The organism is Pantoea sp. ACRSC (genome assembly GCF_022346785.1).
GTDB classification, from domain to species: domain Bacteria; phylum Pseudomonadota; class Gammaproteobacteria; order Enterobacterales; family Enterobacteriaceae; genus Pantoea; species Pantoea alvi.
The window spans coordinates 564,938-577,481 of the sequence record NZ_JAKRNN010000001.1; the positions used below are offsets into that span (position 1 = coordinate 564,938).

A 12,544-nucleotide genomic window follows, 5' to 3' on the forward strand; every position below is an offset into this window, starting at 1 on the left:
TATGCGCCGTGCGCTTTCTTCTTTCAGATGTAAACCAACCCTGCTGGCGCTGCTGGTCAGCGCCGGTAGTTTGCCCGCAATGGCGGCTACCTCCAGCGCCTCGACGCCTGCTGCGTCGACCGGCGAGGCCGTGACTGCCGCGAGCAGCGGCGAACAGACCCTGACCGTGACCGCCGCGCCGCAAAGCGATTTCCAGCCCGGCGGCGATCGGCTGGTGCCCGCTTATCTCGACGGGCAGGTGGCGCACGGCGGCCGTCTCGGCATGCTGGGCGAGCAAAACGCCATGGATGTGCCCTTTAACGTTATCGGCTACACCTCGAAGCTGATCCAGGATCGGCAGGCGAAAACCATCGCCGACGTGGTGAAAAACGACGCGGGCGTGCAGAGCCTGCAGGGCTACGGCAACTTCGCCGAAACCTATCGCATTCGTGGCTTTACGCTGGATGGCGATGATATGACCTTCGGCGGGCTGCCGGGCGTGGTGCCGCGTCAGGTAATGGACACATCGCTGATCGATCGCGTCGAGATCTTTAAAGGCGCCAACGGCCTGCTCAACGGCGCCGCCAGCAGCGGGGTGGGCGGCATGATCAACCTTGAGCCGAAACATGCCGACGATCTGCCGCTGACGCGCGTTGGCGTCGACTACAGCTCGGCGCAGCAGATCGGCACCACCACCGACATCAGTCGCCGTTTCGGCGACGATAACCAGTTCGGCGTGCGCCTGAATGCGGTGCATCGCGAAGGGGAAACCGGCGTTGACGGCGAGCAGAAGCGCACCACCGCCGCATCCCTTGGGCTGGACTACCGTGGCGAGCGCCTGCGCACCTCGCTGGATCTCGGCTACCAGAAAAAAACCTTCCACGATGGCGACAACGGCGTCAACATCAGCGGCGTCGATGCGATACCGAAGCTGCCGTCAAACAGCCATAACTACAGCCAGGACTGGGTCTACAGCGATATCGAATCAGAGTTCGGCATGGCGCGCGCGGAGTATGACGTCACCGACAGCTGGACGCTCTATGGCGCGGTGGGCGCGCAGCACTCCCACGAGCTGGGCGACTACGCCTCGCCGAAGCTCACCGATGCGGACGGCAATGCGCAAATCGGCCGCCTCGACACTAACCGCATCATCAACAACTTCAGCGGCATGGCCGGGCTGCGCGGCCGCTTTGATACCGGCTTTATCAGCCACAAGGTCAACGTCGGCTATGCCGCCTATACGTCGCGCAATAATACCGCGTGGCGCATGGCCTACGGCACAAATACCGAGTCGACCAATATCTACCACACCAGCAAGGTGCCGAACCCGACCAATAATCTGAGCGGCGGCAACTACGGCGATCCGCTTACCACCGGCCGCAACCGCACGCAGGGCTATCTGCTGAGCGACACGCTGGGAGTGCTGAACGACCGCGTGCAGCTGACGCTGGGCGCGCGTCATCAGAAAGTGGTGGTGCGCAACTACAGCAACGCCACCGGCGCCGAAGATACCTCGAGCCGCTATACCGACAGCCGCTGGATGCCGACCTACGGCATTCTCTATAAGCCGCTTGAGTCGGTGGCGCTCTACGCCAACCACACGGAATCGCTGCAGCCGGGTGAGGTGGCGCCAAACAACGCCAGCAACTACGGCACCACCACCGGCATTGTCCATGCAAAGCAAAACGAGGTGGGCGTGAAGGTCGATTTCCAGCGCGTGGGCGGATCGCTGGCGCTGTTTGAGATCAAAAAGCCGTCGGGCATTCTCAACCGCGACGGCAGCTATGGCCTGGACGGCGAGCAGCGCAACCGCGGCGTGGAGCTGAACGTCTTCGGCGAGCCGGTGCTGGGCGTGCGTCTTAACGGCAGCGCGACCTGGATCGATCCCGAAATGACGAAAACGGAAAATGGCAGCAACAACGGCAAGGATGCGATCGGCGTGCCGCGCTATAACCTGGTGCTCGGCGCCGAGTATGACATCAGGCCGGTTGAGGGCCTGACGGCGACGGCCCAGCTGCAGCGCACCGGATCGCAGTGGGCGGATGCCGCCAACAGCAAAAAGGTCGACAGCTATACCACGCTGGATCTGGGGATGCGCTACCGCATGAAGGTCAGGGAGAATGACCTGGTGTGGCGCGTCGGCCTCGACAACGTAACCAATGAGAAATACTGGTCCTCCGTTGACGATACCGGCACCTATCTGTTCCGCGGCGATGGCCGCACGCTGAAAGCCGGCGTCAGCTACGACTTCTGACCTGCTAACGGGACGCGCTTCGCGTCCCGCTTTTTTTTTGCACAAGAAAAACGTGGCGGGCGGGCCGGTTTCCATTACACTGGTCGCCGCCGCAAGCCTGTGGCGATCCACCGATTTCTGTTGAGAATCTATGCTTCCACTGTCGCCGCACGAACCGCAAGATGAGCCTCTTCGCCAGACAATGGACGATGCGCAGTTCGCCATTGTGGTGCTTGCTGTGACCTCTGTGACGCTTATAATCGTCGTTCTGATGGTCACGCTTGGATGAGTTAAAGAGAGAGTCGCCTGCGGCAGGGATGTTCAGAAGGAGAAAGTATGGAATCGCGAGATGACAAACTGATCGCCATTATTGGTCTGCTGGCCGCCTGTCTGATTGGCGTGGTCTTTCTCTTTACCATGACCTGGCTTACCGATGTCCGCCATCCCGCCGATCCTTCACTCGAAGTACAGAGCTGCACGCCGAAAAAGCCGCCCGTTCACACCTCCTGAAATCGGGTCTGAAACTTAATCTGCTGGCTGCGCAGCACCAGCGCTAACCCCTCGTGCAGCGTACGATTGCCGTTGGGATCCCCCAGCCCAAACAGCGCGCCCGGCGAACGGCGATCGTCAGCCCAGGCGGGATATTCCACCACCGGATAGAGCGACACCCCCTCCAGGCCGATCCCCTGATCGAGCGCCAGCATCACCTCTTCGCTGATATGCTGTAGCCAGGGGGCGCGCGCCTCGCCTTCCGCGCCGGTTTCCGCCAGCAGCAGCGGGCGCTGGTAGCGCTGCCAGCACTGCGCCAGCAGGCGATGCAGCGGCTGGCGCAGCGGATGCGTCGCCGACATCGGCTCGCCGGGAAAGAACCAGTGATTATCGGGATAGTAGTTGAGGCCGAGAATATCGAGGCAATCTTCGCTGCCGCCAAGTTCGCTGTCGATGCGGCCCGCCAGCATATCCCAGGCTTCGAACTGCGCCTGATGCTGTACGTCGGCGTAGGGTTTGCTGTCGGGGTTATGGGGATCGCTGGCGATCTGCACCAGCGGATCGGTGAGTACAAAGCGCGCTTCGGGATAGACCTCACGGATAGCGTGGATCGCCGCCAGCGAGGCGCGTACCAGCTGCCGCTTCAGCTCTCGGCCGCGGTTGGCGACGTGGGGATTGAACCAGGCGACGTCGGCCCCGGCCCATGACCAGAATGAGATCTGATTAATGGGCGTAAAAAAGGGGCGCTCGATGCCTTCGTCACGCATCACCTGCGCCATGGCGCGGGCAAAGCGGGCGAAATGTTCAATAAATGACGCCTTCCAGATATTGAGGTGGTCGGGATAGCCGAAGTGCGCCAGCTCCCAGATAATCTCCATCTCATGCTCTCTGGCCGCCTGCACCATCGGCAGAAAGCTGCTCCAGTCGTAGCTATCCGGCTCTTTTTCAATCAGATACCAGCGCGCACCGTCGCGCGCCGTATAGAGACGCTGCGCCGCCAGCGCGGCGTAATCTTTCTCCAGCAGCATATCGTGGCCGCTGCTGATCACCATATCCAGCCGCTTGCCTGCGGTGCGGCAGGCGGTAGAGCAGGGGAAGCTGCCCTGAAAGAAACTTTTAAACAGCCGGGGATGATGGCGCTGAAGCAGGGGATCTGACGTCATGGTCCGCTCCTGTAACTGGCCGGTCGTGATAGTCTGGCTAAGTCTAGCTGAAAAAACGGCGCTGTCTGGCTGCTCTCAGACTGCGCGTATAGCCATATCTGGTGAAGCGTTAAATAATAAGAGCGTGTCGATTATTCAGGGAACCCCAATGACCGAAGCGTTAAATCTGCAGACTGAACTGCCTGACGTCAGCTGGCTTGAGAAGACTATCGGCCCGCGCAGCGCCCGCCATCCCGGCCTGAGCGGCATTCATCCGTTGGCGGACGGGCTCGACGCCTTTGCCGCGCGCTATCTGTTGATGGGCAAAGCGGAGCGCACGCTGGACGTGCAGTACTACATCTGGCAGAACGATATGTCGGGCCGTCTGCTGTTCAGCGCGCTGCTGGAGGCGGCCGGGCGCGGCGTTAAGGTGCGACTGCTGCTGGACGATAACAATACGCCAGGCCTGGACGATACGCTGGCGCGCCTCGATCGCCATCCCAATATCACGGTAAAGCTGTTTAATCCGTTCTCGTTCCGCACCCTTCGCGCGCTGGGCTATCTCTCCGATTTCGCCCGGCTCAATCGCCGCATGCACAATAAGAGCTTTACCGTGGACGGCGTGGCGACCATCGTCGGCGGGCGTAACGTCGGCGATGAATATTTCGCCACCGGCAGCGAACCGCTGTTCGCCGATCTCGACGTGCTGGCAATTGGCCCGGTGGTGGCCGAGGTCTCGGAAGATTTCGAGCGCTACTGGCAGAGCAAGCCGGTGACGCCACTAAAAAAGGTGCTGGAGGAGAGCGAGCATGAGGATGGCGAGGTGGCGCTGCCGCCCGACTGGCGCGACAGCGAGGCGGTGCAGCGCTATCTGGCGCGGCTGGAAAGCTCGCACTTCGTCAGCCATCTGGAGCAGGGAACGCTAAGCATGACCTGGGCGCGTGCGCGTCTGCTGAGCGACGATCCGCGTAAAGGGCTGGGTCGGGCGAAGCGCCGCAGCATGCTGCCGCAGCGCATGCTGGAAGTGATCGGCGTGCCGCAGCGGCAGTTCGATATTATCTCCGCCTATTTTGTTCCCACGCGCGCCGGCGTCGCCCAGCTGCTGGCGCTGAAGCGGCGCGGCGTGAAAATCGCTATCCTGACCAACTCGCTGGCCGCCAATGACGTCTCGGTGGTGCATGCGGGCTACGCCAAATGGCGAAAGAAGCTGCTGCGGCGCGGTATCGAGCTGTATGAGCTGAAGCCGCAGTCGGGCGTGCCCGACGCGCCGCACGATCGCGGCCTGACCGGTAACTCCGGCTCCAGCCTGCATGCCAAAACCTTTACCGTCGATGAAGAGACGCTGTTTATCGGCTCATTTAACTTCGATCCCCGGTCGGCGGTGCTGAATACCGAAATGGGGCTGGTGATTGAGAGCGAGGCGCTCGCGCAGCAGACCCATCAGCGCTTTAACACGGCGATGCGCGATCGCGCATGGACGCTGCGGCTCGATAAGTGGGGGCGCGTCAACTGGGTAGAGTACGCAGGAGAGGCGCAGGAGATTGTGCATAAGCATGAGCCGCGCTGCACCTGGGTGCAGCGCCTGCTGGTGCGGCTGGTGTGGCGTCTGCCGATCGAATGGCTGCTCTAGGCGTTGGCTGAGGCGGACGCCAGGGCGCGACGCTAGCGTCACCCTGACCTCCGCGCGGGTGCCCGGCTATTTTTTCTGCGGCTTGCCGGAAAACAGAAAGCGCAGCAGCGGAATGCGCAGGTGGATCTCATAGAGCAGGAAGGCGACGCCAAACACCATCGCCAGCCCGACAAAGAAGCCCAGCGTGTTATTGCCGATCTGCGGCGTGATGAAAATGCCGTAGAGCAGCGTCAGCGGGTGGTGTACCAGGTAGATAAACAGCGAGGCGTTCACCAGATACATAATGCGCGGCGAGTGGGCGTTGAGCATGCGGTGGCCGAAGCTAAAGCAGACGTTCAGCATACAGAGGCCCATTAGCGAGGTAATTAAGGCGTCAAGCTCATAGAGCCAGCCCTCGCCGCTGCTGTAGCGCTGATTAAGGCTGTAGGCGATAAAAACCAGAATTGCGCCGAAACAGACCGCCGGATTGAAGCGCACAAACAGCTGCTTCAGGGCAGGGTGCTTCCACGCCAGCGCGCCCAGCATAAAGAAGGGCAAAAACAGCAGCGTCTGCATCACCATAATGCTGAACAGGCCATCCATCAGCAGCGCCGGGAAAAAGGTAAAGATCGCGCGGCGGAAGATGTCCCACAGCAGCGCATAGCCCATTATCGCCAGCGTTACCTTGCCCCAGCCGATGCGGCTGTAATCGATATGGCGATGCTGGCGGCGCAGCCAGTTAAAGGTCAGCATGCCGAGCGCGGTAAGGATCACCAGCACCACCAGGAACCAGAGGTGCGAAATCAACTCCCACATCAGGTTGTTAAATTTGCCGTAAAGCGTCAGCTCATCCCAGTTGCTCATCTTGTCCGACAGCGTGCGCAGCATAAAAAACTGCGGCAGCGTAATCAGCGGCACGGCGGTGAGCAGCGGAATACCGACGCGCTCCATACGCACTTTCAGCCAGCGCTTCGCTTCATAGCGCAGGTAGAGCATATAGGAGAAGTAGCCGGAGATAACGAAAAAGACCTGCATGCGGAAGGAGTGAATAAAATCGTTCAGCACCGTCAGCCAGAGCGACGCTTCCTGGCTGTTAACGGCCCATTTCTGTGTGGAATAGATGAGGGAAACGTGAAACGGCACCCCCAGCAACATTAAATACGCCCGAATCGAATCGAGAAAATATTCACGTTCAGGTTTTGCTGTACTCATAAAGTTCCAGTTTGTTAGCACGTTGCGGCCAGTTTCACCCTGAAACTGGTTTATGCCGGAGGGAAATTTTACCCGCTGTAAACAGCGTATACTATCAGTTGATTCTGGAACGTTTAATTGTCCTAAAAGCAGGCGTAGTCCTGACGAAACCGTGGAACATTCTTTTGGATATGCTGTCGGAAAAGCGAATAATCCTTTAAGATAAATGGGTTTGTACTTGGCACACGAAAGGGGGGGATGTGCTGATTAATGTAGAAAAAAAAGGCGGAATGATGAAGATGCGCTGGCTTGGCGCGGCAGTTCTGCTGGCGATGTACGCCAATAATAGCTGGGCGTTTAACCTTGATGATGTCGCAAAAGAAGCCAAAACGCTGGCAGGGAAAAGTTTTGAGGCGCCTAAGAGCAATTTACCCTCTCAGTTTCGTGAAATGAAATTTGCTGACTATCAGCAGATCCAGTTTAACCACGATAAAGCGTACTGGGGCAAACTGCGTACGCCGTTCAGGCTTGAGTTTTACCACCAGGGCATGTATTTCGACACGCCGGTAAAAATCAACGAAGTGGCGGCCAACGCGGTGCGCGAAATCAAATACAGCCCTGACTATTTCAACTTCGGCAACGTCAAGCACGACGCCGACTCGGTGAAAAATTTAGGGTTCGCCGGTTTCAAAGTGCTTTATCCGCTGAACTCGCGCGATAAAAAAGATGATGAAATCACCAGCTTCCTGGGAGCGAGCTATTTCCGCGTTATTGGGGCAGATCAGGTTTATGGCCTCTCCGCGCGCGGTCTGGCTATCGACACGGCGCTGCCGTCCGGGGAGGAGTTTCCGCGCTTTAAGGAGTTCTGGATCCAGCGGCCTAAGCCGCAGGACAAGCAGCTGGTGATCTATGCGCTGCTCGACTCGCCGCGTGCCACAGGCGCCTACCGCTTTACCGTGCATCCGGGCAAAGAGACCACGGTTGACGTGCAGTCGAAAGTCTATCTGCGCGACAAAGTTGGCAAGCTTGGCGTCGCGCCGCTGACCAGTATGTTCCTGTTCGGCGCCAACCAGCCTTCGCCGGTGACCAACTTCCGTCCGGAGCTGCATGACTCTGACGGTCTGTCGATTCACAACGGCAACGGCGAATGGATCTGGCGGCCGCTCAATAACCCGCGCCATCTGGCGGTGAGCACCTACACTATCGAAAGCCCGAAAGGCTTCGGCCTGCTGCAGCGCAGCCGCGACTTTAACCGCTACCAGGATCTCGACGATCGTTACGATATGCGTCCGAGCGGCTGGGTTGAACCGATGGGCGACTGGGGCAAAGGCCGCGTCGAGCTGGTGGAAATCCCGACTGCGGATGAAACCAACGACAATATCGTCGCCTTCTGGACGCCGGAGAATCTGCCGGATCCGGGCAAAGCGATGAACTTCAGCTATCGCCTGCACTTTACGCGCGACGAGAGCCAGCTTCACTCTGACGATATCGCCTGGGTGAAAAACACGCTGCGTTCGGCGGGTGACGTGAAGCAGTCCAATCTGGTGCGTCAGCCGGATGGTTCGATCGCCTTTACCATCGATTTCGTTGGTAAAGCGATGAGCGAGATGCCGGCTAACAGCCAGGTCGCGCCGCAGGTCAGCGTGGGCGATAACGGCGAAGTGGTTGAGCAGAGCGTACGCTATAACCCGGTCACCAAAGGCTGGCGTCTGGTGCTGCGTCTGCGCGTTAAAGATAACAAACAGCCTACCGAAATGCGCGCCGCGCTGGTTAGCGGCGATAAGACATTGACGGAAACCTGGAGCTATCAGTTACCTGCCAATGAATAATCCGACATTTATTCCTGAAAACTACGTGGAAGCCCTGCCGCTGGATGCGGCAGGGAAGGCCCGGTTAAGCGCCTCGCTGCAACACGCCGAGGCGTTTCACTTCATACACGATACGCTTGGCCAGGATGTAGCCGCCAGCGATCGTCCTGACGATGCGCCGCTCAAGTCGGTCTCTGCCCGCGTCAAAATGGCGTGGCCTGACTCGCTGGCTAATGGCGAGCAGTTCGGTAAAGATTATCTCGATCGCACCACGCTGAAGGCGATGCCGAAGGTTAAGCGCTCGCTGATGTTCCCGGAAGCCTGGCGGACTAACCCGCTGGTGCGCGCCTGGCGTTCGCTGCGCGGCGAAAAGCTGACCCATCGCTACGCGACGGCGGAAGAGCAGCGCGCCGAGGAGAAGTGGCGTCACGTCGGCTCTATCCGCCGCTATGTGCTGCTGATCCTTACCCTGTTCCAGACGGTGATCGCCACCTGGTACATGAAAACCATCCTGCCTTATCAGGGCTGGACGCTGCTCGACCCGATGGAGATGCTGAACCAGAACTGGCAACAGTCGGTAATGCAGATCCTGCCCTATGTACTGCAGACCGGCATTCTGTTCCTGTTCGCCATTCTCTTCTGCTGGGTTTCGGCGGGCTTCTGGACCGCGCTGATGGGCTTCCTGCAGCTGCTGATTGGCCGCGACAAGTACAGCATCTCCTACTCGACGGTGGGCGATGAGCCGCTTAATCCGGCGCATCGCACCGCGCTGATTATGCCGATCTGTAACGAGGATGTGGAACGCGTCTTCGCGGGCCTGCGCGCCACCTGGGAATCGGTCGCGCGCACCGGTAACGCGGAGCACTTTGACGTCTACGTGCTGAGCGACAGCTACGATCCCGATATCGCCATTGCGGAGCAGAAGGCCTGGATGGAGCTGGTGCGCGACGTTGGCGGGGCCGGCAAAATCTTCTACCGCCGTCGCCGTCGCCGTCGCCGCGTGAAGCGTAAAAGCGGCAACATCGACGACTTCTGCCGTCGCTGGGGCAGCAACTACAGCTACATGGTGGTGCTGGACGCGGACAGCGTAATGAGCGGCGAATGTCTTACCGGCCTGGTGCGCATGATGGAAGCGAACCCCAATGCCGGTATTATCCAGTCGTCGCCGAAGGCGTCAGGCATGGACACGCTCTACGCGCGCTGTCAGCAGTTCGCCACGCGCGTTTACGGTCCGCTCTTTACCGCCGGTTTGCACTTCTGGCAGCTTGGCGAGTCGCACTACTGGGGCCATAACGCCATTATCCGCGTGAAGCCCTTTATCGAGCACTGCGCGCTGGCGCCGCTGCCGGGTGAAGGCTCCTTCGCGGGATCGATCCTGTCGCACGACTTCGTCGAGGCGGCGCTGATGCGTCGCGCCGGCTGGGGCGTCTGGATCGCCTACGATCTGCCGGGGTCCTATGAGGAGCTGCCGCCGAACCTGCTGGACGAGCTGAAGCGCGACCGCCGCTGGTGTCACGGTAACCTGATGAACTTCCGCCTGTTCCTGGTGAAAGGCATGCACCCGGTGCACCGCGCGGTGTTCCTGACCGGCGTGATGTCCTATCTCTCGGCACCGCTCTGGTTTATGTTCCTGGCGCTCTCCACCGCACTGCAGGTGGTGCATACGCTGATGGAGCCGACCTACTTCCTGCAGCCGAGGCAGCTTTTCCCGGTCTGGCCGCAGTGGCGTCCTGAGCTGGCGATCGCGCTCTTCTCCACGACGCTGGTGCTGCTGTTCCTGCCGAAGCTGCTCAGCGTCGTGCTGATCTGGTTCAAAGGGGCGAAGCCTTACGGCGGCGCGTTCCGGCTGTTTATTTCGCTGCTGCTGGAGATGCTTTTCTCCGTGCTGCTGGCGCCGGTGCGTATGCTGTTCCATACCGTGTTTGTTGTCAGCGCCTTCCTGGGCTGGGAAGTGGTGTGGAACTCGCCGCAGCGCGACGATGACGCGACGCCGTGGAGCGAAGCCTTCCGTCGTCACGGCTCGCAGATGCTGCTCGGCATCGTCTGGGCGGTGGGCATGGGCGTGCTGGACCTTAACTTCCTGTGGTGGCTGGCACCGATCGTCTTCTCGCTGATCCTGTCGCCGTTTGTTTCGGTGATGTCGAGCCGCGCGACGGTCGGTCTGAAGAGCAAGCGCGCGAAGCTGTTCCTGATCCCGGAAGAGTACGAGCCGCCGAAAGAGCTGGTGGATACCGATCGCTACCTGCAGATCAACCGCGAGCGCGCCCTGAAGCACGGCTTTATGCACGCGCTGTTCCATCCGGCGTTTAACGCGCTGGCGACCGCGCTGGCGACATCGCGTCACAGACAGAGCCAGCTGCTCGATTACGCGCGCGACCGCCGCGTCGATCAGGCGCTGAGCGATCGCCCTGAGAAGCTGAACCGCGAACAGCGTCTGCAGCTGATCAGCGACCCGGTGGTGCTGGCGCGCGTTCACTCGCGCCTGTGGGAGAACGGCGACAAGTATCATCAGTGGGTAGAGAGCTATCAGAAGCTGGCGCTCAATCCGCTGGCGCTGCCGCCTCAGGCGGGCTAACCTGCACAAACGTAAAGCGGCAGCAATGCCGCTTTTTTTATGCGCGCTATTTAACGATACTATTACGCTTTGGTGGCGTAACACGGCGATAAAATACCCGCGCCATTATCTACAATAGCTGCTGGCTGAAATGAGTATCGCGAGTGAAAAGTTTGCTGAAAATGGTGATGGTCGCGCTGATGGCGCTGATATTAAGCGGCTGCGGCAGTATTATTAGTCGCGCCGTGCCCGGACAGGGGCACGGCAATCAATACTATCCTGGCGTGCAGTGGGATGTCCGCGACGGTCCATGGCGCGTTCTGACCATTCTCGATCTGCCGCTGTCGCTGGTGGTGGACACCATGCTGCTGCCGGTTGATGCCCACCACGGGCCCTATGAGTAATCAGAGCAGACGGTCGGACTCGCTGTTGTCATCTTCCCACTCTTGCGCTGCTGCTTCGCCTTCTTCGCTGTCGAGCGGCGGCTCAAGCTGAAACTCGCCCTCGTCCCATTCGTGCAGCGTATTTTCGGCTAACCACTCCTGGCGCAGCTCGACCTCGTCGAAATCGCCGTCAAATATCGCCTGCGCCGCCTCGCCGCTGCGGATCGGCAGACATTCGCCGCTCTCGCCTTCCTCTTCAAAGAACTCTGCCTGCCACATAATATCGCCATCCTGCATAACATACTTTTGCAGGCCAAACTGACTAATGCTGGCATCCTCTTCATCAATGTCGGGATGATCGGCGAGAAACTCTTCACGCGCAGCCTCGATGGCTTCTTCTAAGGTGCTGAACATGCTCATTACTCTTCTCCTTGCCTCATTAACGGGATGTCAGAGAAGGATAGACGAAAATTTTCAGGAGAAAGCGTGAAAAAGAGACGGCGGGCGAGAAAGTCGTCCCGCCGTACCCGATTAGAGCGATTTTTGCGGGAAGTGAAGCACCGGCCGCACCGTTTCGCGCATAACGGGCGCCGCATAGCGAATACAGCACTTAATACAGGGTTTAACCTTTTTAAAATTAATTCGCGCAATAGATAATGCCTGATTCAAATTATATAACGTGCCGATAAATACGATGTCTTCTTTATCCGGCATACGTTTACACTCTTTGCGGTGTAAATAATGATAATTATCCTGATCGGTACTGATTGTCACGTAGTAATAAATGCCTTTATTCATTTTATGTTCCTGCTAGAGGTTTGCTGTGTGTAATCTTTTTATATTTTTAGAAGGGCAGTTAAATTATTAACTGTCACGACCGAAACTTACCGAGATGTATCAAAATGTTCAAATTCCATAAAAGTATAAAGAAGTGAAATATTTGTTATATTGAGTATATGTCAGAGGTCTAATCAGACAATGCCTTGTAAAATAAGTTAATTTTACTGGATACATAAGCTAAAGCAAAGAATCTTCACTGAAGAAATAAGAAAAGACCTGGATTCAATATAAATCAGGTCCAGTTAAGAAAAATCGCAAACATTAATTTTCCAGCGGCTTATTAGCGATATTAAGCGCTATGGCTCACTTTTCCCCA

Annotated in this window: 10 protein-coding genes; 6 read left to right on the forward strand and 4 right to left on the reverse strand. The window is 58.4% G+C overall.

The features are described from left to right. The first annotated feature begins 1 nt into the window (after position 1). Complete coding sequence (locus tag MHZ97_RS02740; protein ID WP_239312058.1) at positions 2-2,233, forward strand: TonB-dependent siderophore receptor; 2,232 nt, start codon at positions 2-4, stop codon at positions 2,231-2,233. A gap of 315 nt (positions 2,234-2,548) precedes the next feature. Then, entirely contained in the window at positions 2,549-2,722 is a 174-nt protein-coding gene (locus tag MHZ97_RS02745; protein ID WP_199187308.1) for a hypothetical protein, read from the forward strand. Here the strand turns inward: MHZ97_RS02745 and MHZ97_RS02750 are convergent. Beyond that, positions 2,710-3,864, reverse strand: a complete 1,155-nt coding sequence (locus tag MHZ97_RS02750) for a beta-glucosidase (RefSeq protein ID WP_103795430.1) — start codon at positions 3,862-3,864, stop codon at positions 2,710-2,712. The genes MHZ97_RS02745 and MHZ97_RS02750 overlap by 13 nt on opposite strands. A 148-nt stretch (positions 3,865-4,012) precedes the next feature. Here MHZ97_RS02750 and MHZ97_RS02755 point away from each other — a divergent pair, with 148 nt between their 5' ends. Continuing rightward, positions 4,013-5,473 (forward strand): phosphatidylserine/phosphatidylglycerophosphate/cardiolipin synthase family protein, encoded by a 1,461-nt coding sequence (locus tag MHZ97_RS02755; RefSeq protein WP_103795431.1) that lies wholly within the window; start codon positions 4,013-4,015, stop codon positions 5,471-5,473. Between the two features lie 66 nt (positions 5,474-5,539). On the opposite strand, the gene mdoC is transcribed toward MHZ97_RS02755, so the two are convergent. Further along, on the reverse strand, positions 5,540-6,664 hold the full coding sequence (mdoC, locus tag MHZ97_RS02760; RefSeq protein WP_239312055.1) for a glucans biosynthesis protein MdoC: 1,125 nt from the start codon (positions 6,662-6,664) through the stop codon (positions 5,540-5,542). 269 nt (positions 6,665-6,933) lie between these two features. On the opposite strand from mdoC, the gene MHZ97_RS02765 reads away from it, so the two are divergent. From MHZ97_RS02765 to MHZ97_RS02775, 3 genes are all read left to right on the forward strand, one after another. Continuing rightward, positions 6,934-8,472 (forward strand): glucan biosynthesis protein G, encoded by a 1,539-nt coding sequence (locus MHZ97_RS02765; protein ID WP_239313259.1) that lies wholly within the window; start codon positions 6,934-6,936, stop codon positions 8,470-8,472. After that, positions 8,465-11,026: a glucans biosynthesis glucosyltransferase MdoH gene (gene mdoH / locus MHZ97_RS02770; RefSeq protein ID WP_239312053.1), complete on the forward strand. Its 2,562-nt coding sequence runs from the start codon at positions 8,465-8,467 to the stop codon at positions 11,024-11,026. Before MHZ97_RS02765 ends, mdoH begins: the two co-directional genes overlap by 8 nt. A gap of 161 nt (positions 11,027-11,187) precedes the next feature. Beyond that, a complete protein-coding gene (locus MHZ97_RS02775) occupies positions 11,188-11,409 on the forward strand; it encodes a YceK/YidQ family lipoprotein (RefSeq protein ID WP_103795578.1) in 222 nt (73 codons plus the stop codon). On the opposite strand, the gene MHZ97_RS02780 is transcribed toward MHZ97_RS02775, so the two are convergent. Further along, positions 11,410-11,808: a MysB family protein gene (locus MHZ97_RS02780; RefSeq protein WP_103795434.1), complete on the reverse strand. Its 399-nt coding sequence runs from the start codon at positions 11,806-11,808 to the stop codon at positions 11,410-11,412. A gap of 111 nt (positions 11,809-11,919) precedes the next feature. Next, positions 11,920-12,186 (reverse strand): hypothetical protein, encoded by a 267-nt coding sequence (locus MHZ97_RS02785; protein WP_033751035.1) that lies wholly within the window; start codon positions 12,184-12,186, stop codon positions 11,920-11,922. Positions 12,187-12,544: the final 358 nt, after the last annotated feature.